This is a genomic window from Nitrospirillum guaranorum (genome assembly GCF_034653275.1).
Classification (GTDB): Bacteria; Pseudomonadota; Alphaproteobacteria; order Azospirillales; family Azospirillaceae; genus Nitrospirillum.
Genome location: NZ_JAYEES010000003.1, coordinates 753,522 through 774,398 on the forward strand (window position 1 = coordinate 753,522; position 20,877 = coordinate 774,398).

A 20,877-nucleotide genomic window follows, 5' to 3' on the forward strand; every position below is an offset into this window, starting at 1 on the left:
GAACAGGCAGCGGTTTCGCGCAGTTGTGCGGTTGAACAAGTCTCAGACGTGCGCGTGTCCGTTTGCGGCATCTTTCGGATGGGGTAACCTGCGCGGGAGCAGGAGAGCCGCCGCATGTCCCACTTCGATTTCCTTCGTACCGAGTTCGCCGAGTTGCACGCCCTCGCGGCGCGGGCGGAGCGGCTGGTGCGCGCCGATGCCCGGGCGGCGTGCTTCTATGCCCGGCTGACGTTGGAGGGGATGGTCAAGTGGCTGTACCGGCATGACCGTGCGCTGCGTCCGCCCTATGACACCCACCTGGACGCGCTGCTGCACGCGCCGGAGTTCCAGGACCTGCTGGGCCAAGCCCTGCTGACCAAGGCCAAGACCGTCAAGCAACTGGGCAACAAGGCGGCGCATGATGCGCGGCCGGTGCCGCCGGACGCCGCCGTCGGCGCGGTGCGGGAACTGTTCCACCTGTGCTATTGGCTGGCGCGCAGCTATGGCCGCACGGGACGCCCGGCCCCGAACCTGGCCTTCGACGCCGCCGCCCTGCCGCGCCCGGCCGCACCCGGCGCCACGGTGTCCCTGGCCGAGCTTCAAGCCACCACCAAGCGGCTGGAGGAGGCCGAGCGGGCGCGGGAAGAGGCGGAGCGCGCCCGGCTGGCCTCCGAGGCGGAGCGGGAGAAGCTGAAGGCGGAGATCGCGGCGGCGCAGGCGGAGGTCGCCCGCGTCAAGGCCGCCAACATGGCCGTCCCCGACCCGCATGATTATGATGAGGAGGCGACGCGCGACACCTTCATCGACCTGCTGCTGCGCGAGGCGGGATGGGCGCTGGACCAGGCGCGCGACCGGGAATATCCCGTCACCGGCATGCCGAACGCCACCGGCCAGGGTTTCGTCGATTATGTCCTGTGGGGCGAGGACGGCAGGCCGCTGGCGGTGGTGGAGGCCAAGCGCACCCGCAAGGATGCCCGTGTGGGCCAGCAGCAGGCCAAGCTGTACGCCGATTGCCTGGAGGCGATGACTGGACAGCGCCCGGTGATCTTTTTCACCAGCGGCTATGAGCATTGGCTGTGGGACGACCGCCGCTATCCCCCGCGTGCCATCCAAGGTTTCCTGACGCGGGAGGAACTGGCGCTCGCCATCCAGCGGCGCACCGACTTGAAGCCGCTGGCGGAGGTGGAGATCGACCGGGCCATCGCCGGCCGCCCCTACCAGACCCGCGCCATCCGCCGCGTGGCGGAGGCGTTCGAGACGGACGGGCGCCGCCGTGCCCTGCTGGTCATGGCCACCGGGGCGGGTAAGACCCGTACGGTGATCGCGCTGGCTGACCTGCTGATGCGGGCCAACTGGGCCAAGCGGGTGCTGTTCCTGGCCGACCGGCAGGCGCTGGTGAAACAGGCGGTGAACGCCTTCAAGCGGTTCCTGCCCTCCGCAGCGCCGGTCAACCTGCTGGAGGACAAGGCGCAGGTCGGCCGCGTCTATGTCTCGACCTACCCCACGATGATGACCCTGATCGACCAGGCGATGGACTCGGCCAACCCCGGCCGCAAGCGCTTCGGCCCGGGCCATTTCGACCTGATCGTCATCGATGAGGCGCACCGCTCCGTCTACCGTAAGTACGGCGCCATCTTCGACTGGTTCGACGCCGCCCTGGTCGGGCTGACCGCCACGCCCAAGGATGAGGTGGACCGCGACACCTATCGCCTGTTCAGCCTGCAATCCGGCGTGCCCACCGACGCCTATGGGCTGGATGAAGCGGTGGCGGACCGTTACCTCGTCCCGCCCAAGGCCGTCTCCGTCCCCCTGCGGTTCCAGCGCGACGGCATCCGCTATGACGACTTGGCCGAGGAGGAGAAGGACGCCTGGGACGCCGTTGAGTGGGAGGAGGACGGCACCGTCCCGCGCGAGGTCGACCCCGCCGCCGTGAACAAATGGCTGTTCAACGCCGATACCGTGGACAAGGTGCTGCAACACCTGATGACCCACGGGCTGAAGGTCGCGAATGGGGACCGGCTGGGCAAGACCATCATCTTCGCCAAGAACCATCACCATGCCCGGTTCATCGTGGAGCGGTTCGATGCGAACTATCCCCACCTGCGCGGCAGCTTCTGCCGCGTCATCGACAACCAGGAGCCCTATGCCCAGACCTTGATCGACGATTTCAGCGCGCCGGGAAAGGCGCCGCACATCGCCGTTTCCGTGGACATGCTGGACACCGGCATCGACGTGCCGGAGGTGGTGAACCTGGTCTTCTTCAAGATCGTCCGGTCCAAGACCAAGTTCTGGCAGATGGTGGGCCGTGGCACGCGCCTCTGCCCCGACCTGTTCGGCCCTGACCGGGACAAGGACTCCTTCCTCATCTTCGACTTCTGCCAGAATCTGGAGTTCTTCAAACAGAACCCGGACATGGCCGATGGCGCCTTGGGCGAAAGTCTCGGTGGGCGGCTGTTCAATGCCCGGCTGGACCTGCTCGTGGAACTGGACCGGCGCCTGTCGGCGGAGGACGCGACGGGGGCGCCCATTGGCCTTGCCGAACCGGCGGTGCCGTTCATCCACCAGGGCGACCCGGCGCCGGACCAGGGGGAAAAGCTGGGGCGGCTGCGGACCGACACCGCTGATCGTCTGCGGTTGGAGGTGGCGGCCATGCCATTGGAAAACTTCATCGTCCGTCCGCATCGCCGCCTGGTTGAAATCTATGGTGGCGCTTGGGCCTGGGCCCGTTTGGGGCCGGAGGAGGTGCATGCGCTGCGGCCGCTGGCCGGCCTGCCTTCAGGCCACGAGGATGGGGAGCCGGAGGCACGGCAGTTCGACCTGCTGATCCTGCGGACCCAGTTGGCGCTTCTTCAAGCGGATCGGGGCTTCATCGCCCATCGGCGACGCATCACCGATATCGCCAGCCTGCTGGAGGAGTTGGCGAACGTTCCCATGGTGGCCGCCCATCTCGCCTTCATCCAGGAGATCCAATCCGATGACTGGTGGCAGGACGCCACCGCGCCGATGCTGGAGACTATCCGGCGCCGGCTGCGCGACCTGGTCAAGCTTATCGAGGTGAAGAAGCGCCCCATCATCTATACCGATTTCGAGGATGAGATCGGGACGGGGCAGGAGATCGAGCTACCGGGCGTGCCGGTTGGAACCGACATGGACCAGTTCCGCAAGAAAGCCCGCGGTTTCTTGCGCGCCCATCAGGACCATATCGCCATCGCCAAGCTGCGCCGCAACGAACCGCTGACGCCCACCGACCTGACGGAACTGGAACGCATGTTGATTGCGGAGGGGGCGGACACCGGCCGGTTGGATCGCATTCGCGCCGACGGGGGCCTGGGCCTTTTCGTACGCTCCCTGGTCGGGTTGGACCGCGAAGCGGCGAAGCAGGCTTTTGCCGCCTTCGAGGCCGGCAAGAACCTGACCGCCAATCAGCTGGAATTCCTGACCATGATCATCGACCACCTGACCGAGCGCGGGGTCATGGAGCCATCAGCGCTGTATGAAAGCCCCTTCACCGACATCAATCCGCTGGGGATAACCGGCATATTCGGTGAAAGCGGCGCGACCGAACTGATTTCCATCATCGAGTCGGTTCGCCAGCGTGCCGTCGCTTGATCGTCCCATCCCTGCCGCCCCGGGACGCGAATCCCGGGGCGCTTCTGTTGGCGCGGGGCGTCACGCCAGGCGCAGATCCACGTCGATGTTGCCACGCGTGGCCTTGGAGTAGGGGCACAGCTGGTGCGCCTGCTCGATCACCTGTTGCGCCACGGCGCGGTCCAGGCCCGGCAGGCTGATGCTCAGGCGGGCCTGCAGGAAGAAGGTGTCGCCGCCCTTGCCCAGGTCGACCTCCGCATCCACGGCGATCTCGGCCGGCAGGCTGACCTTCAGCACCTGGGCGGCGCGGTTCATGGCGCCGATGAAGCAGGCGGACCAGCCGGCGGCGAACAGCTGTTCCGGGTTGGTGCCGGGGCGGCCGGAACCCGGGGGCGACAGGGTGATGTCCAATTGGCCGTCGCTGCTGCGGGCATGGCCGTTGCGGCCGCCCCGGGTGTGGGTCTTGCCGGTGTACAGGACGGTGTCGATGGTGCTCATGGTTCGGGTTCCTTCAGGAAGGGCGGATGGGGGATTTTAAATCGTGCCCGATCTAATCGGATAATCGGAAGATGCTCCGAGTGATGGTCGTTGTCAACATGTCCGATTAGATCGGATACGATTTTCTTTAAAAGAAAAACACCCCTCCGAGGACAGGTGGTGAACCCGGCTCGAAGGGGCGCTGGTTAGAGACTGGAGGAAAGGGGGCTTCAGCCGTGACGGCGGGCGTAGGCCAGTTCCGCCGCCAGTTCGGCGACGATCTGGGCCGCCGGCAGGAAGCGGGCCAGCGGCGCGCCCTGGCCCGCCCACTGCGCGCCATAGCCGGTGTCCCCGGCGGCCTTGGCGGCGGTGTTCAGGGCCTTGCCGGCATCGTAGGTCACCGGATAGGCGGGTATCGCGTCCGGCGGCAGGCTTTCGCCCAGGCGCGTGAAGGCGTTGGCCAGGCTGCGCGCCGGACGGCCGGAAATGGCGCGGGTCATGGTGGTATGGTGGGCCGCCCCGCTCTTCAGCGCGGCGCGATAGCCGGCGTCGGCGGCCGATTCGTCGGCCCCGACGAAGGCGGTGCCCAACTGCGCCGCGCCGGCACCCAGGGCCAGGACGGCCGCGATACCGGCGCCGTCCATGATGCCGCCGGCGGCGATGACCGGCACGGCCAGATCTCGGGCCAGCAGGCGGGTGAGGGCGATGGTGCCCAGCCGGTCGTCGGGGGCGTCCGGATCGAACACGCCCCGATGGCCGCCGGCCTCATGGCCCTGGGCCACCACCGCGTCCATACCGGCCATGACCGCTTGTCGCGCCTCGTCCAGGTTGGTGGCGCTGGCGACCAGGGTGATGCCGGCGGCGCGCAGGGCGCGGACGCGGTCGGCGTCCGGCAGGCCGAAATGAAAGCTGACCACGGCCGGCCGTTCCTCCAGCAGCATGGCCAGCATGGCGTCATCACGGAGGAAGGTGGGGTAGATCTCCCGCAGTTCCGCCGGCGGGGTGGCACCGAAGCGGTCGAACAGCGGACGCAGATGGTCGACCCAGGCGGCCTCGCGGGCGGCATCGCGCCGGGCCGGCTGGTGGACGAACAGGTTGACGCCGAAGGGGCGGCTGGTCCGCTCCCGCACGGCGCGGATCATGCCGCGGGCCTGGTCCGGCGTGCTGGCGCCCAGGCCCAGGGAACCCAGGGCGCCCGCCCCCGACACCGCCGCCGCCATGGTGGGGGTGGACACGCCGGCCATGGGGGCCTGGATGAGCGGGATCTCGATCTTCAGCAGGTCCAGCAGGCGGCCTGCGGCGGCGGGGGTGGACATGGGATGTCTCCTATCCGGAACGGCTGCGGAAAAGATATACCGGGAATGCCTCATTTGACATTCCTGGTCGTGCCCTCAGGTCATGCTGTTAGATCGTGGGGATCAACCGATGGCCGCCTTGCGCCGCCGGTACTCGGGCACGGGCAGGCCGCCCCAGCCCCAGTTTTCCAGCGGCACCTCCTCGATGACGACGAAGGTGCTGTCCAGCGGCTTGCCCAGGATCTGCAGCATCAGCTCGCTGGCCCCCTTGATCAGGGCGGCCTTCTGCTCCGCCGTGGTGACGTCGGCGCCGGGCGCGGTGCCTTCGCGGGTGATCTGGATGGTGATGACCGGCATGATGGATCTCCCGTCTTCGGACGTCAGTGGCCGGCGCTCTGGCCGCCGTCGACATGCAGGATCTCGCCCGTGACGAAGGGGGCGCCGTCCAGGTAAAGGATGGCGTTCACGATGTCGGCCATCTCGCCCATGCGGCCCACCGGATGCTGCTTGCCCAGCCAGTCGTGGGTGGACGGGTCGTGCATCGGCGTCTTGATGATGCCGGGGGAGACGGCGTTGACCCGGATGCCCCGGCTGGCGAACTCGATGGCCAGCGACTTGGTGGCGGCGTTCAGACCGCCCTTGGTCAGCGAGGCCAGGACCGAGGGCACGCTGGAATTGGCGTGGTCGACCAGGCTGGTGGTGACCTGCACCACATGGCCGCCGCCGCCCTGCTTCAGCAACTGCGCGATGACCAGCTGGGTGATGTGGTGGAAGCCGTTCACGTTGGTGGACAGGACGCGGGCATAATCCTCGTCCGTGTAGTCGGTGTAGGGCTTGGCGATGAAGATGCCGGCGTTGTTGACCAGGCTGTCGATGCGGCCGAAGCGCTCCAGCGCCGTGGCGACCACGCGCTCCGCCGTTTCGCGGCTGCCGATGTCGCCGGCGACGGTGGCCACGTTGGGGTCTTGCGCGGGCTGGATGGTGCGCGAGGTGGCGACGACACGGTAGCCCTGGGCGATGAGGCCGGCGACGGTGGCGGCGCCGATACCCTGCGAGGCGCCGGTGACGATGGCGACTTTGCCAGTGGTGCTCATGATGGGAACTCCTTCGGGATCGGTTGCGGGCGGCCGCCTGGTCGGCGGCGGCGCCCTGTGGATGACCCGAAAGATGCGCCCCGCCCGGTTGCGGGTGAACGCCCGGCCGGCGGCAGACATTCGTTCGCCGCGCGGAAGAGTGCCGTGTTTAAAGGGACTTAAGCGGCGGCGGGCACAGCTGGGCGAAATGGGCCCGCAGGCGCGGCACGGCGTAGTCGACGAAGGCGCGCACCTTGGGCACGGACAGGCGCCCCGGCGGCGCGATCAGGTGCACCGGCACCGGCTCATGCTCGTCGCGGTCCAGGATGACCCTCAGGCTGCCGGCCGCCAGTTCCGCCGCGATGTGGTAGGAGAACAGGCGGGTCACGCCCCGCCCCTCCACCGCCGCCGCGGCCGCCGCCCGGATGGTGTTGACCACCAGGCGGGGGGTGAAGCTGACGGTGCGGGGCACGGCCGACCCGGGCGCCGGCGGGAAGCTCCACGTCTCCAGGCCGAAATGGGTCATGGCCACGATGGCGTGGCGCGCCAAGTCGGACGGCTGTTCGATGGCCGGATGGCTTTCCAGGTAGCGGGGGGCCGCCGCCACCACCCGCCGCACCTCCCCCACCCGGGTGGCGACCAGGGCCGAGTCCGCCAGGTGGGAGATGCGCAGGGCCAAATCCATGCCCTCGTCAATCAGGCTGACCGGGTGGTCGATCATGTTCAGGCGGACGGACACTTCGGGATAGGCGTCCATGAAGCCCGCCAGGATGGGGCCCAGCACGTTCTCCCCCGCCGCCACCGGGGCGGTGACGGTCAACAGGCCGCGCGGGGCCGAGCGTTCGCCGGCGGCCAGCATGTCGGCCTCGTCCAGTTCGGCCAGCACGCGGCGGCAGGCGGCGGCATACCGCTCCCCCGCCTCGCTCAGGTGCAGGGATCGCGTGGTCCGGTGCAGCAGGGCCGTTCCCACATGCCCCTCCAGGAAGGCGATGGCGCGGCTGACGGCCGCGGCGGAGCGGCGCATGCGGCGGGCGGCGCCGGCCAGGCTGCCCTCGTCCACGGCGGCCACGAACACCTTCATCGCGTCGATACGGTCCATGGGCAAGGCTCTGGCAGGCGGGTGGGGCAGGCGGGTGGGGCGGGCGGGCGGGGCGGGCGGGCGGACGGTTCCGCCACGATAGGGCCGGAACGCAACGGTTGGAATGGGGCATCGCCCGGGGCCCTTATGCTATGGATGCGCCCGACGCTTTCGTCCCTTGGAGCACCGTGCCGCCGTGACCTACCTGATCCTGTTCATCGTCCTGGCCTTCGCCTACCGCTTCGCCATGCTGGCGGTGTCCATCCGGCATGAGAAGGCGCTGCGCGCCGCCGGCGCCGTGGAACATGGCGCCCGCAACACCCTGGCGCTGACCATCGCCCACATCGCCTTCTACCTGTCGGCGACGGTGGAGGGGCTGGTCCGCGCCGCGCCCATCGACGCCGTCAGCGGCTTCGGCTTCGCCATCTACCTGTTCGGCGCCGCCATGCTGCTGGTGGTGGTGCGGTTGCTGGGCCGGCTGTGGACGGTGAAGCTGCTGATCGCGCGCGACCATCAACTGGTGACCCACCCGCTGTTCCGCCTGGTGCGGCACCCCAATTATTTCCTGAACATCCTGCCGGAACTGGTGGGTTTCGCCCTGACCCTGCACGCCTACTGCACCCTGGTCGCCGGCCTGGTCGTCTATCTGGTGCCCTTGACCATCCGCATCCGGCAGGAGGAGCGGGCCATGCGCGAGACCTTCGCCGCCTATTGATCCGGCGCGCCGGGAAAAATCGCTGGACCCGGGGGCTCGCCAACCCCACCTCAATGGGCACAAGACCGTTGGGGATGGGATCAGAGGAACAGCATGACCGTGGGCGATGCCCCCAACACCCATGCGGCCAACACCCACGCGGCCGACATCCACGCCGCCGATGCCCCCCGTCCCCATAAGGTTTCCGATATCCTGCAGGCCCTGGCGGCGGATGAGGGGCGGGAACGGGTGGCCATCGGCGATCTGCTGACGGCGCTCAGCGACCGGGCGGTGGGGGCGCTGATCTTCGTCTTCGCCGTGCCCAACGCCCTGCCCATGCCGCCCGGCACCTCCGCCGTGCTGGGCCTGCCGCTGGTGTTCCTGACGGCGCAGCTGGCCCTGGGGCGCAAGCCCTGGCTGCCCCGCTTCATCTCCAGCCGGTCGCTGGCGCGCAAGGATTTCGCCGCCATGATGGCCAAGGTGGCGCCCTGGCTGGCCAAGGCGGAGCGCATGCTGAAGCCCCGCCTGGGCGCGCTGGCGCGCCCGCCGGCGGAACGCGCGGTGGGGCTGGTCTGCTTCCTGCTGGCGCTGGTCCTGTTCCTGCCCATACCGCTGGGCAACATGCTGCCGGCCGTGGCCATCAGCCTGGTGGCCCTGGGGGTGCTGGAACGGGACGGGGTGTGGGTGCTGCTGGGCCTGGGCACGGCGGCGGCATCCGTGGCCATCGTCTGGGGCGTGCTGGTGGCCCTGCTGAAAAGCGGGCTGTTCCTGCTGGAACATACACTGGGGATATGAACCGGCGGCCCCGGGCTTTGCCTCGCGCCGCGGTAGCCCGCGACCGGCTTAAGAGGTGCCGGCGGCCGACTTCTCGATGCGGCTGATGTGGTCCAGGCCAGGCAGGATTTCCGACCGGACGAATTCCACCCGCTTCATGGGGCCGCCGCCGCCGTGGGGGAAGCGGGCCTTCCACAGGGCCATCTTCACCGCTAGTCCGCACAGCACGCCGCCGATGGTGACATGGTGGGCGGACAGCTGGGCGCGCACGGAGCGGAAGCTGTCGGCGTTGATGTCGTGCCAGAAATCCTTGCTGCGCCGGTCGAAGGCCTCGAACCGGCCGGTGATGGAGGTGGTGATGCCCGTCAGCATGCGCATGACGTCGCCGATCATCTTCATCAGCAGGCGATCGCGGGTGATCATCTCGCTCTTGGTCGCCTCGTTCACCCAACCCATGAAGCGCTGCACCTCCGGCACCAGGCCGTCCAGGCAGCTGCGGAAATAGGCCAGCGACAGGAACACATCGCCGTATTCCTCCAGGAAGTTGGGGATGTCCTGCAGCTGGATGTTCAGCTTCTGCGACAGCAGGGTCAGGTTGCGCAGCGCCTCTTCCCGGTCGGGGTTGGCCAGCAGTTGGAACAGGTCGGCGATGTCGTTGATGGGGCGCTGCTCCGACCCGTAGACCTGCTGGATCAGGGGCAGGGTGAAGTCGCGCATGTAAGTGGTCAGTTCCAGCCGCTTGCCGGCGGACAGGCGCAGGTAGTTGACGTCCTCCACCGGGATGCCCAGGCGGCGCAGCTCGATGCGCAGGCTGTAGACGTCATAGCTGTTCAGTTGGGTCAGCCGGTGGATCTGCGCCATGTCGGCGCGCATTTCCTTGGCGTGCGACGGGTACATGGTGGCCAGGTGTTCCGGGTTGACCTGGCCGCTGCCGGCCGACCGGTCCTGGAACACCTCCACCACCGTCTCCAGCCGCGCGTTCTTGATCAGCCGCGCCCGCTTCAGGCCCGGCGTCTGCACCGGGATCATGCCCAGCGGCAGGATGTGCAGCGCGTCACGGTCGTCATCGGCGAACAGGCCTTCATCGCCCGACGACGAAATCGTGGGCGGGAATTCCTCGGCGGCGGCCTCGCTGTCGGAAGGGGCGGGTGAAGACGTCAACGGGGCGGGATCCGGGAGGACGGCGGGGTAGCGGTAACGGCGTCCTGTATCGGCCGCCTCGACCCTGCGTCAGGTATAGACGACGGGGGGTGTGGTCAAGGGCGCCCACGCAAGGATTGGGACGCCGCCGGACATGTCCGCCCTGTGTGGCCCGCCCTGTGTGGCCCCATCCTGACTTGGCCATCCCCGACTTGGGGCCCTATTTGGACGATACCCCACCCCCCTGGATATTTGCGCGGGGGCCTTGGCCTCGCATACAGTGGACCACAGGTACAAGGTGTGGGCCTTGGGATCATTTCTCCAATGAGCTGCTTTGTGAACAAATGGGCCGGGTCGGTGCCATGCGCCAGTCGGTGATGGGCGCCCTTGCCGGCTTGGCGGCCTTGCAACTGGGGCTGGCGGTCACGGACATGCGGACGGCCTGGATCCAGGCGCGCGACGCGCGGGACGGCCACGCCCTGGTGCTGGCCGCGCGGGGGCTGGCCGGCGCGCTGGATATCCAGTCGGCGCAGTGGACGGCGTCATACCTGGCCTTGCAGGCGTCGGGGCCTTTGCCCACCCCCTCTGCGGCCACCCCTTCCGCGGATGATCTGGCGGAACAGCGGCGGCGGGCGGACCAGGTCTTGGACGCGGCGCTGGAGGCGCTGCCCCCTGATGCCACAACTGCCAATGCCGCGCTGGACAACGCGCGCCTGCGGCTGGCCGGGGTACGCCAGGAGCTGGCGGGGCTGCGCCGGGCGGTGGACCAGATGCTGCACCAAGCCGGCGGCGACCGCGACCCACCCCTGCTGCGCAGCTGGTTGGCGGGGGAAAGGGCCCTGGCCACGGCCGAGGGCCGTTTGGCGGGCGAGGTCGTGGCCACCGCCGCCCGCAGCCTGCCCAGCGCCGACGCCGTCCTGGCCGGCGACGCGCTGGCGGCCCGCCGCGACGCCGATCTGGCGTGGACGGATGCCCTGACCCAGCCCCCTTCCGCCATGACCGTTCCGCTGCTGGACTGGCCCGCGCCGTCGCGGCCCGACGATGGCCTGGCCGCGGCCATGGCGCGTTTCACGGCCGCCTTGAATGATCGACGGGCGCCGGAGGAGGTGGTGGCGGCGCTCACCGCCATCGGCGCCGTGGCCGGCGGCGCGTTGGATCGCTGGGCGGCGGTGCCCGCTCCCGCCGCCGGCTGGGCGGCGGTGAAGGCGGGGGCGCCGCTGACCCTGGCGGCTCTGTTGACGCTGGCCATCATGGTGACCCTGCGCCGGGGCGTGTTCCTCGCCGTGTCGCGCACCGCCCGGCTGATGCGTGATCTGGCGGAGGGGCAGGTGTCCCAGGCGCCGGTGCTGCTGCCGCGCCTGGGGCGCGATCCCCTGGTGGCGGAACTGCATTCGGCGCTGGCGCTCTATTGGTCCCACGCCCGCCGCATCGAACGCGAGACCCAGCGCCGGGAACGGGCGGAGCGGCTGCTGACGGTGGAACGCAAGGTGTTGGGCATGACCGCCGGGCGCGCGCCGCTGTCGGCCGTGCTGTCGGCGCTTTGCTCCGGCATGGAGGCGGAGCTGGAGGGTGGGCTTTGCTCCATCGTGCTGGTGGATGCCGAGCGGCGCCACATCCAAACCGGCGCCGCGCCCAGCCTGCCGGCGGCCTTCGTGCGCGCGGTCGACGGGGCGGAGGTGGGTGCGGCCGTGGGGTCCTGCGGCACGGCCATCCACCGGGGCGAGCCGGTGATCGTCACCGACATCGCCAGCGATCCACTGTGGCAAGAATTCCGGGATATCGCGGCAGAGGCCGGCCTGGCCGCCTGCTGGTCCCTGCCCATCCTGGCCGGCGACGGTCATCCCCTGGGCGCCTTCGCCGTCTATTTCCGCACCCCCCGCTCGCCCGAGGGCTGGATGCTGGACCTGGCGCGCCGGGCCAGCCGGCTGGCCACCGTCGCCATATCGGCGGAGCGGGCTGCGGAAGAGGTGGAACGGGCCAAGGCCGCGGCCGAACTGGGCAACCGCACCAAGACCGAGTTCCTGGCCAACATGAGCCATGAGCTCCGCACGCCCCTGAACGCCATCATCGGCTTCGCCGAGGTGTTGGAGAACGACCTGCGCCGCGTACCCGACCAGGCGACCAACACGGGCTATGCCGCCGACATCGTGGCCAGCGGCCGCCACCTGCTGGCCATCATCAACGACATCCTGGACGTCTCGAAGATGGAGGCGGGCAAGGTCGAGCTGCGGGAACGGGTGTGCGACGTGGGCGCCCTGGTGGCGGGGTGCGAGCGCATCGCCCGCGCCCGCGCCATGGAAAAGCGAATCGACCTGGTGGTGGCCATGGCGCCCGGCCTGCCCCCGCTGTTGGCGGACGACGTGAAGATCAAGCAGATCCTGCTGAACCTCCTGTCCAACGCCGTGAAGTTCACCGACCCGGGCGGCACCGTGTCGCTGACCGCCACCATCAATCCCGAGGCCCAGTTGGTCATCGCCGTCACCGACACCGGCATCGGCATCGCGGCGGAGGACCTGTCCAAGGTCTTCGTTCCCTTCCAGCAGATCGACAACGTCTACGCCCGCACGACGCAAGGCACGGGCCTGGGCCTGTCGCTGTCCAAGGGCCTGGCCGAACTGCACGGCGGCCGGCTGGACATCGCATCGCAACTGGGCCAGGGCACCACCGTCTCCCTCGTCCTGCCCAGCCAGCGCCTGCTCACGGGCGGTGCCGGCGACGACGGCCGTCCCGGCTTGTCCCCCGGCGTGATGGCGGCGGCGTTGGCGGACAAGGGCGCGTAAGGCGTTACGCGGCCGCCGGCGCCCGGCGATCGAGGAAAGGTCGAACGAAAAGACCCGAAAGCGCAGGGCTTCCGGGCCTTTCCCCCGTCGCTTCCGCGACGGACCAGGTATCGAAGAACCTTAGATGTAGTAGGACGCCAGCGGCGAGAAGCCGTTGAAGTTCACCGCCGAGTAGGTGGTGGTGTAGGCGCCGGTCGCCAGGATGTCGACCTTGTCGCCGATGCGCAGGTCCACCGGCAGGCGGTACTCCGTCTTCTCGTACAGCACGTCGGCGCTGTCGCAGGTGGGGCCGGCCAGGATGACGGGCTCGGCGGCGCCGCCGTCATGCGGGGTCTGGATCTTGTACTTGATGGCCTCGTCCATGGTTTCGGCCAGGCCGCCGAACTTGCCGATGTCCAGGTAGACCCAGCGGCGCTCGTCACGGTGCGACTTGCGCGAGATCAGCACCACCTCAGACCGGATGACGCCGGCGTTGCCCACCATGCTGCGGCCCGGCTCGATGATGGTCTCGGGCAGGCGGTTGCCGAAGTGCTTGCGCAGCGAGGCCTCGATGGCGTTGCCATACTCCCCCTCGCTGGGGATGTCCTTCAGGTAGCGGGTGGCGAAGCCGCCGCCCAGGTTCACCATGCGCAGCATCACGCCCTTCTCTTCCAACGCATGGAAGATCTCGGCGGTCTGGGCCAGGGCCTTGTCCCACTGGGTCAGGTCGCGCTGCTGCGAGCCGACGTGGAAGGACACGCCGTAGGGCACGACGTTCATGGTAGAGGCGGCCAGCAGCAGCTCTGTCGCCATCTCCGGCTCGCAGCCGAACTTGCGCGACAGGGGCCAGTCGGCGCCCTCGCCCGAGGTCAGGATGCGGCAGAAGACGCGGGCGCCGGGGGCGTGCTCCGCGATCTTCTCCAGCTCTTCCATGCTGTCGAAGGCGAACAGGCTGATGCCCAGGGCGTGGGCGCGGGCGATGTCCGACGCCTTCTTGATGGTGTTGCCGAAGCTGATGCGGTCGGCGGTGGCGCCGGCGGTCAGGCAGTACTGGATTTCCGGGATGCTGGCGGTGTCGAAGCAGGACCCCCGCTCGACCAGCAGCTTCAGGATTTCCGGCGCCGGGTTGGCCTTCACGGCGTAGAAGATCCGGGCCTCGGGCAGGGCGTCGTGCAGGTTGGCGTAATTGTTGGCGACGACGTCCAGGTCGACCACCAGGCAGGGCGTGGCGGGCGTGTTTTCAGCGAAAAAACGAGCGATCTTCTCGGTCATCGATGACTCCGAGGCCAAAAGGCATATCAGGGGATGGATCGGGAATGGGGGCTTAACCGGGCAATGGCCCGGGTCCGTTCAAGCGTGCCAATAAAGCGGCCGGCCCGAACGGGTCAGATACTGGAGATATGCCCAGGCGGCGCGAGGAGCGCGCAAACCACCGGCCCGGTCTGGCTGCAGACCGCCTGATCATGGCCCATCCGACTCTGCTTCAGAGTGGGGGCGGGGGATCGAGGAAAGGCGGGCGCATGCCCACCGACAACAACATCAACCATCGTAGCCTCCAATTCGCCGCCTTGCTTAAGGGACGGACGAGGATACGCGTTACGTCGTTGCATAACCCGTGGGCGGAACCATTCCGCCCGGGGCCATAGGCACGTGCGCTGCGACTGAGCGCTATATAAGATGGAAAACCGGGGTTGCACAGCGATTTTTTTTGGTGGGCGCCGCCCCTGCGACCTCATGGCCGAATCTCCCGCACCGCATGGCATTCCTCTCTAATTCCGCTTGGCGCCCCGCGGGTTCCAGCCTGGATGCCGCCGGCGGCACAAATCTCAATTTCGCCATTTTTGCGGCCCAAATTGGCCATGTCGCGCTGGCCTTATGCGCATAGAGGACGACGCGACATGATCCCCTGCCGGGGTCGGAAGCACTCCCGCCCGGTCTCCCCCGACCGGCCTACCGGAGGTGTCCTCTCCAGCCTGCCCCGGCTGGTCTACCAAACGGCCACCGCACCTGCCCCCCGCGGTGGCCGTTTTCTTTTTTGGCCGCCTCAGACGCCGGGCGCGGGCATCCGCCCGCTGAGCTTGCCTTCCCTTTGCGGTCCGCCTCGCTTTCCGGAAAGGTCCGGCGGCCGCCCTCTTACGGAGACAGGGGCGTGGCCTACACTGGCGTGAGGGGGAGTCTCACGCCGTTGATTCCGGGCGCCGCTGAATTGGGCAATTGATCCAGCGCTTTGTTGGATTGCCGCCGCCGGCCTATAGTCGGGTCCCTTTCGACTCCGGCTGCAGGGCCCATGACGTCCCCCTCACTCTTCACCGGCCCCTCACTCTTCACCGGCCAGGATTTGCTGTGCCTGCGCGGCGGGCGCCTGGTGTTCCAGGACCTGGACTTCCAACTGGCGGCCGGCGGCTGCCTGACCCTGGTGGGACCCAACGGCAGCGGCAAGTCGACGCTGCTGCGCCTGATGGCCGGTTTGCTGAAGCCTTTGCGCGGCACCATCGCCTGGGACGGCGTGGCCTTGGGCCAGGATCCGGAGACGCATCGGGCCCGCCTGCACTATGTCGGCCACCTGGACGCGGTGAAGGCCAGCTTCACCTGCCGTGAGATGCTGGCCTTCTGGGCCGGCCTGCGCGGCGGCGGCGCGGTGGACGCGGCCCTGGCGGCCTTCGCCATCGACACGATCGCCGACGTGCCGGGCCGTTTCCTGTCCGCCGGTCAGCGCCGGCGCCTGTCGCTGGCCCGCCTGGTAGCGGCCCCGGCACCCCTGTGGCTGCTGGATGAGCCCACGGTGGGCCTGGACCGCGCCTCCGTCGCCCTGCTGGAGGACGCCATCGCCCGCCACCGCGCCCAGGGCGGGCGGGTCGTGCTATCCACCCATATCGACCTGGCGACTCCGGAGGGCGAGGTCCTGGACCTGGCGGCTTTCGCCCCGGTCGAGGACGATCAGGACGGGGCGGAGGACGCCGCCTGATGCTGCGCCTCATCCTGCGTGACCTGCGCCTGGTGCTGCGCCAGGGCAGCGACGCCACCGCCGCCCTGATGTTCTTCGTGCTGTGCGTGGTGCTGTTCCCCTTCGGCGTGGGGCCGGAGCCCAACGTCCTGACCCGCATCGCCCCCGGCGTGCTGCTGATCGCGGCCCTGCTGGCGGCGCTGTTGTCCATGGAGCGGCTGTTCCAGGGCGACTTCGAGGACGGCAGCCTGGAACTGCTGCTGCTGTCGCCGCTGCCGGCGGAGGGGGTGGCCGTCGCCAAGGTGGCGGCCCACTGGCTGGTGACGGGCGTGCCCCTGATGCTGGTGGCACCCCTGCTGGCGCTGCTGCTGCGCATGCCGGGGGACCAGTTGGGCCTGCTGGTCGGCACCCTGGCCCTGGTCACGCCGCTGCTCAGCCTCATCGGCGCGGTGGGGGCGGCGCTGACCCTGGGCGCCCGGCGCAGCGGCGTGCTGCTGCCCCTGCTGGTGCTGCCGCTCTACATCCCCGTGCTGATTTTCGCCGCCGCCGGCCTCGACGCCGGACTGTCCGGCCTCTCCCCCCGCCCGCACCTGCTGTTGCTGGGCGGCATGCTGTGCGGCGCGCTGGTGCTGGCGCCGCTGGCCATCGCCGCCGCGCTGCGGGCGGCGCATGAGTGATCGGGGCCGCGCCCGAATTGGACGTTGACCAACAATTCGCCCGCTACACCATTGGGCCTGATCCATATCAATTTACAGTGTATCCCGATGGCAAAGGCTGGAGGGCGTGATACATAACGGGGGCCATGCATCGCTTCGCCAACCCCGCCCGTTTCCTGAAGATCGCCAACGCCGTGCTGCCGTGGGCGGCGGGCCTTTCGGCGGTCTGTTTCGCGGCCGGGCTGTACCTGGGCCTGTTCGCGTCGCCGCCGGACTACCAGCAGGGCGACACCGTGCGCATCATGTACATCCACGTGCCCGCCGCGTGGATGAGCATGTTCACCTACAGCACCATGGCCGTGGCCGCCGCCGCCGCGCTGGTGTGGAAGCATCCGCTGGCCGAGGTCTATGCCAAGGCGGCCGCGCCCTTGGGCGCCGGCTTCACCGCCCTGTGCCTGCTGACCGGCTCCCTGTGGGGGGCGCCCATGTGGGGCACGTGGTGGGTGTGGGACGCGCGCCTGACCAGTGTGCTGGTGCTGTTCTTCCTGTACCTGGGCTACATGGCGCTGGTGGACGCCTTCGACGATCCGGCGCGCGGCGCCAAGGCCGGCAACATCCTGCTGCTGGTGGGGGCCGTGAACGTGCCCATCATCAAGTTCTCGGTGGAGTGGTGGAACACCCTGCACCAGCCGGCCAGCGTCTTCCGACTGGGCGGGCCCACCATCGCCGCCAGCATGCTGTGGCCCCTGCTGCTGATGGCCGTGGCCTTCCAGAGCTATTTCTTCGCCGTGGTCATCCTGCGCATCCGCGCCGGCCTGGCCGCCCGCCGGGTTCAGACCCTGCGCCTGGGCCAGGCGAACTGAGAGGGGCTTAAGGGGCGCGCCGATGGGACAAGAAGACCAGCGGCGATCGTTCCGGCGGCGTGATAATTTAGCGATTGCGCCAACGTCGCGGCCCCGTGGGGGCCGCCAGGCTTTGAGAGTGTGATGGACGGGTTCCTGTCGATGGGCGGATACGCCGCCTATGTCTGGTCATCCTACGGGGCCGCGGCCGTGGTCCTGGTGGGCCTGCTGGTGCTGAGCCTGACCGGCCTGCGCCGGGTGGAACGCACCCTGGCCACGCTGGAGGCGGCCAAGCCCCGCCGCAGGCGCGAGCTGACGGCGGGCTCCCCACCCACCGGCGCCCCGGTTGTCGAGACTTCAGCCGGAGGGGTGCCATGACCCGCAAACGCCGCCGCCTGATGGTCCTGGTGTTGGCCCTATTGGGCCTGGGCACCGCCACGGCGCTGACCCTGTCGGCCTTCCGCGACAACATCGTCTTCTTCTACAGCCCGTCGGATCTGGCGGCCAAGCCGCCGGGGGCGCGCACGGTGCGCATCGGCGGGCTGGTCGAGGCCGGTAGCCTGAAGCGCGAGGGCGGCATGACCGTCACCTTCCAGGTGACCGACACGGCCAAGTCGCTGCCCGTCACCTACACCGGCATCCTGCCCGACCTGTTCCGCGAGGGGCAGGGCGTGGTGGCGGAGGGCAAGCTGGGCGCCGACGGCGTGTTCACCGCGACCGAGCTGCTGGCCAAGCATGACGAGAAGTACATGCCGCCCGACGTGGCCGACGCCCTGAAGCGCGCCGGCCATCCCGGCAAACCCGGTGACGCGCCTGTCGCGGCGGGGGAGGAGCACCAGACCTCCACCCTGCGCACCAATCCCTGAATGATGATCCCGGACGACCGCCCATGATCCCCGAGCTTGGACACTACGCGCTGGTTCTGGCGCTGGTCGTCGCCCTGGTGCAGTCGGTCATCCCCCTGTGGGGCGCGGTGCGGCGCGACGCCGCGATGATGGAGGTGGGGCGCACGGCGGCGTACTGCCAGTTCGCGGCGTTGGCGCTGGCCTTCGGCGCCCTGACCTATGCCCACGTCGTGTCGGATTTCAGCGTGCTGAACGTGGTGGAGAACAGCCACACCGACAAGCCCATGCTGTACAAGGTGGCCGGCGTCTGGGGCAACCATGAGGGCTCTTTGGTCCTGTGGGTCTTCATCCTGGCCCTGTTCGGCGCGATGGTGGCCGCCTTCGGCCGCAACCTGCCGGCCTCCTTGCGGGCGCGGGTGCTGGCGGTGCAGGGCATGATCGGCGTGGGCTTCCTGTGGTTCATGGTCGCCACCAGCAATCCCTTCACCCGGGTGGATCCGGCACCGCTGAACGGCCACGACCTGAACCCGCTGTTGCAGGATCCGGGCCTGGCCTTTCATCCGCCCTTCCTCTACCTGGGCTATGTCGGTTTCTCGCTCTGCTTCTCCTTCGCCGCCGGCGCGCTGATCGAGGGGCGGGTGGACGCCGCCTGGGCGCGCTGGGTGCGGCCCTGGGCCCTGATCGCCTGGTCGTCGCTGACCCTGGGCATCGCCATGGGGTCGTGGTGGTCCTACTACACCCTGGGCTGGGGCGGCTGGTGGTTCTGGGATCCGGTGGAAAACGCCAGCCTGATGCCCTGGCTGGCCGGGACGGCGCTGCTGCATTCCGCCATCGTGGTGGAAAAGCGCGACACGCTGAAAAGCTGGACCATCCTGCTGGCCATCGTCACCTTCACCCTGTCGCTCATGGGCACCTTCCTGGTGCGCTCCGGGGTGCTGACCTCCGTCCATGCCTTCGCGTCCGACCCGGCGCGCGGCGTCTTCATCCTGGCGCTGCTGGTGGTGGCGACGGGCGGCGGCCTGCTGCTTTACGCCCTGCGGGCCCCCATCCTGAAGGCCGGCGGCCTGTTCGCCCCCATCAGCCGCGAGGGCGGGCTGGTGCTGAACAACCTGCTGCTGTCCACCGCCTGCGCCACCGTCTTCCTGGGCACCCTCTATCCCCTGTTCATGGATGCGGTCGGCGGGGGCAAGATTTCCATCGGGCCGCCCTTCTTCAACGCCACCTTCGTGCCCCTGATGGTGCCGGTGGTGGGGGTGATGGCCCTGGGGCCGCTTCTGTCATGGAAGCGGGCGGACCTGGCCGGCGTGCTGGGGCGGCTGAAGATCGCAGCCCTGGCGGGTGTGCTGGCCGCACTGGCCGGCCTGTGGCTGGCGGGCACCAAGCCGGTGCTGGCCGTGCTGGCCCTGGGCCTGGCCGGCTGGGCCGTCATGGGCGCCATGGTGGACGTGGCCGACCGCGTCCGCCTCTTCCGCATGCCCCTGGGCGACAGCCTTTCCCGCGCCCGCCATCTGCCGCGCGGCGCCTGGGGCACCGCCATCGCCCATGCCGGGCTGGGCGTGGCCGTGGCCGGCATGGTCGGCACCTCCGCCTGGACGACGGAGGCCATCCAGGTGCTGCACGTCCGCCAGTCGGTGGACGTGGCCGGCTACAGCTTCCACCTGGACAGCGTGGCGGAGGCGCCGGGCCCCAACTACACCGCGCGGCGGGCCCAGCTGACCGTCACCCGCCACGGGGATTTCGTGGCCACGCTGGCGCCGGAGCAGCGCTTCTACCCCGTCACCCGCATGACGACGACGGGGGCGGCCATCCACACCAATTTCTTCAGCGACCTCTACGCCGTGGTGGGCGAGCCGGCGCCGGACGGCACCGGCTACAACACCCGCTTCTACCGCCATCCCCTGGTGCCGTGGATCTGGGTGGGCTCCATCCTGATGATGGCCGGCGGCTTGGTCAGCCTGTCCGACCGCCGACTGCGCGTGGGCGTGCCGCTGAAGCGTGCCGTGCCCCGCGCCGCCGCCGCCGTTCCGCCGGCCCCCGCCGAATAAGGTCCCCCACATGCGCCGCCTGATGTTCCTGATCCCCCTGGTGCTGTTCCTGGGCCTGGCCGGCTGGTTCGCCGTGCGCCTGAAGCAGATCGACCGGGGCGACACGCCCGACCGCCTGCCCTCCGTCATGATCGACAAGCCGGTGCCGGCCTTCGACCTGCCGCCCCTGGTCGAGGGGCAGCCGGGCGTGGCCGCCCGGGATCTGGGGCCCAGCGCGGGTGAAAGCGGTAAAGTCCGGCTGGTCAACTTCTGGGCCAGCTGGTGCGCGCCCTGCCGGTCGGAACACCCCATCCTCATGCGCCTGGCGGGGCAGGGGGTGGACATCCGCGGCATCGACTACAAGGACAAGGCGGCCGACGGCCAGGCCATCCTGGCCCGCGACGGCAACCCCTACGCCGCCGTGGCCCGGGACGAAAATGGCCGCACCGCCATCGATTTCGGCGTCTACGGCGTGCCGGAAACCTATGTCATCGACCGCCAGGGCCGCATCCGCTACCGCCAGGTGGGGCCCATCACCCCGCAGGATTTGCAGAACCGCATCCTGCCGCTGATCAATGAGCTGTCGAAATGAGGCGGGCGCAAAGGATACATGCGGTGTCTGATCGTAACCGCTCAAACACCGCCCCTCAGGCGCCGGGCGCTCGCATCCGCGGGCTTGGCTTGTCCTCAGTTTCCAGTCCACTCCGTT

Annotated in this window: 18 protein-coding genes; 11 read left to right on the plus strand and 7 right to left on the minus strand. The window is 69.2% G+C overall.

From position 1 onward, the window contains the following. Positions 1 to 114 precede the first annotated feature (114 nt). Positions 115 to 3,588, plus strand: a complete 3,474-nt coding sequence (locus UAJ10_RS12375) for a DEAD/DEAH box helicase family protein (protein WP_322915636.1) — start codon at positions 115 to 117, stop codon at positions 3,586 to 3,588. Between the two features lie 60 nt (positions 3,589 to 3,648). Here the strand turns inward: UAJ10_RS12375 and UAJ10_RS12380 are convergent, their stop codons facing one another. From UAJ10_RS12380 to UAJ10_RS12400, 5 genes are all read right to left on the minus strand, one after another. Continuing rightward, positions 3,649 to 4,065, minus strand: coding sequence for an organic hydroperoxide resistance protein (locus UAJ10_RS12380; RefSeq protein WP_322915637.1), 417 nt, complete (start codon positions 4,063 to 4,065; stop codon positions 3,649 to 3,651). A 209-nt stretch (positions 4,066 to 4,274) separates the two neighbouring features. Then, on the minus strand, positions 4,275 to 5,360 hold the full coding sequence (locus UAJ10_RS12385; protein ID WP_322915638.1) for an NAD(P)H-dependent flavin oxidoreductase: 1,086 nt from the start codon (positions 5,358 to 5,360) through the stop codon (positions 4,275 to 4,277). A 102-nt stretch (positions 5,361 to 5,462) separates the two neighbouring features. Further along, on the minus strand, positions 5,463 to 5,696 hold the full coding sequence (locus tag UAJ10_RS12390) for a tautomerase family protein (RefSeq protein WP_322915639.1): 234 nt from the start codon (positions 5,694 to 5,696) through the stop codon (positions 5,463 to 5,465). A gap of 23 nt (positions 5,697 to 5,719) precedes the next feature. Next, positions 5,720 to 6,433, minus strand: a complete 714-nt coding sequence (locus UAJ10_RS12395) for an SDR family NAD(P)-dependent oxidoreductase (protein WP_322915640.1) — start codon at positions 6,431 to 6,433, stop codon at positions 5,720 to 5,722. Between the two features lie 148 nt (positions 6,434 to 6,581). After that, complete coding sequence (locus UAJ10_RS12400) at positions 6,582 to 7,511, minus strand: LysR family transcriptional regulator (RefSeq protein WP_322915641.1); 930 nt, start codon at positions 7,509 to 7,511, stop codon at positions 6,582 to 6,584. 175 nt (positions 7,512 to 7,686) lie between these two features. Between UAJ10_RS12400 and UAJ10_RS12405 the strand changes: the two genes are divergently transcribed. Beyond that, positions 7,687 to 8,205 carry an isoprenylcysteine carboxyl methyltransferase family protein gene (locus UAJ10_RS12405; RefSeq protein ID WP_322915642.1) on the plus strand — a complete coding sequence of 173 codons (519 nt, stop codon included), beginning with the start codon at positions 7,687 to 7,689 and terminating at the stop codon, positions 8,203 to 8,205. Between the two features lie 93 nt (positions 8,206 to 8,298). Beyond that, positions 8,299 to 8,979 (plus strand): exopolysaccharide biosynthesis protein, encoded by a 681-nt coding sequence (locus tag UAJ10_RS12410; RefSeq protein WP_322915643.1) that lies wholly within the window; start codon positions 8,299 to 8,301, stop codon positions 8,977 to 8,979. A 48-nt stretch (positions 8,980 to 9,027) separates the two neighbouring features. On the opposite strand, the gene UAJ10_RS12415 is transcribed toward UAJ10_RS12410, so the two are convergent. Next, positions 9,028 to 10,119 carry a hypothetical protein gene (locus tag UAJ10_RS12415; RefSeq protein WP_322915644.1) on the minus strand — a complete coding sequence of 364 codons (1,092 nt, stop codon included), beginning with the start codon at positions 10,117 to 10,119 and terminating at the stop codon, positions 9,028 to 9,030. A 341-nt stretch (positions 10,120 to 10,460) separates the two neighbouring features. On the opposite strand from UAJ10_RS12415, the gene UAJ10_RS12420 reads away from it, so the two are divergent. Next, on the plus strand, positions 10,461 to 12,878 hold the full coding sequence (locus tag UAJ10_RS12420) for an ATP-binding protein (RefSeq protein ID WP_322915645.1): 2,418 nt from the start codon (positions 10,461 to 10,463) through the stop codon (positions 12,876 to 12,878). A gap of 120 nt (positions 12,879 to 12,998) precedes the next feature. Here the strand turns inward: UAJ10_RS12420 and UAJ10_RS12425 are convergent, their stop codons facing one another. Beyond that, the gene (locus tag UAJ10_RS12425) at positions 12,999 to 14,129 is read right to left on the minus strand and encodes a type III PLP-dependent enzyme (protein ID WP_322915646.1); all 1,131 of its coding nucleotides are present in this window, start codon (positions 14,127 to 14,129) and stop codon (positions 12,999 to 13,001) included. A gap of 1,015 nt (positions 14,130 to 15,144) precedes the next feature. Between UAJ10_RS12425 and ccmA the strand changes: the two genes are divergently transcribed. The 7 genes from ccmA (at position 15,145) to UAJ10_RS12460 (ending at position 20,760) form a co-directional block, all read left to right on the plus strand. Next, complete coding sequence (gene ccmA, locus UAJ10_RS12430; RefSeq protein WP_322915647.1) at positions 15,145 to 15,822, plus strand: heme ABC exporter ATP-binding protein CcmA; 678 nt, start codon at positions 15,145 to 15,147, stop codon at positions 15,820 to 15,822. After that, positions 15,822 to 16,478: a heme exporter protein CcmB gene (gene ccmB, locus UAJ10_RS12435; RefSeq protein WP_322482564.1), complete on the plus strand. Its 657-nt coding sequence runs from the start codon at positions 15,822 to 15,824 to the stop codon at positions 16,476 to 16,478. Before ccmA ends, ccmB begins: the two co-directional genes overlap by 1 nt. 125 nt (positions 16,479 to 16,603) lie before the next feature. Next, on the plus strand, positions 16,604 to 17,320 hold the full coding sequence (locus UAJ10_RS12440; RefSeq protein WP_322915648.1) for a heme ABC transporter permease: 717 nt from the start codon (positions 16,604 to 16,606) through the stop codon (positions 17,318 to 17,320). Between the two features lie 123 nt (positions 17,321 to 17,443). Continuing rightward, complete coding sequence (gene ccmD / locus UAJ10_RS12445) at positions 17,444 to 17,677, plus strand: heme exporter protein CcmD (RefSeq protein WP_322915649.1); 234 nt, start codon at positions 17,444 to 17,446, stop codon at positions 17,675 to 17,677. Further along, positions 17,674 to 18,165, plus strand: a complete 492-nt coding sequence (ccmE, locus tag UAJ10_RS12450) for a cytochrome c maturation protein CcmE (protein ID WP_322915650.1) — start codon at positions 17,674 to 17,676, stop codon at positions 18,163 to 18,165. Before ccmD ends, ccmE begins: the two co-directional genes overlap by 4 nt. A gap of 23 nt (positions 18,166 to 18,188) precedes the next feature. Further along, a complete protein-coding gene (locus tag UAJ10_RS12455; RefSeq protein WP_322915651.1) occupies positions 18,189 to 20,189 on the plus strand; it encodes a heme lyase CcmF/NrfE family subunit in 2,001 nt (666 codons plus the stop codon). A 10-nt stretch (positions 20,190 to 20,199) separates the two neighbouring features. Then, positions 20,200 to 20,760: a DsbE family thiol:disulfide interchange protein gene (locus UAJ10_RS12460; protein WP_322915652.1), complete on the plus strand. Its 561-nt coding sequence runs from the start codon at positions 20,200 to 20,202 to the stop codon at positions 20,758 to 20,760. Positions 20,761 to 20,877: the final 117 nt, after the last annotated feature.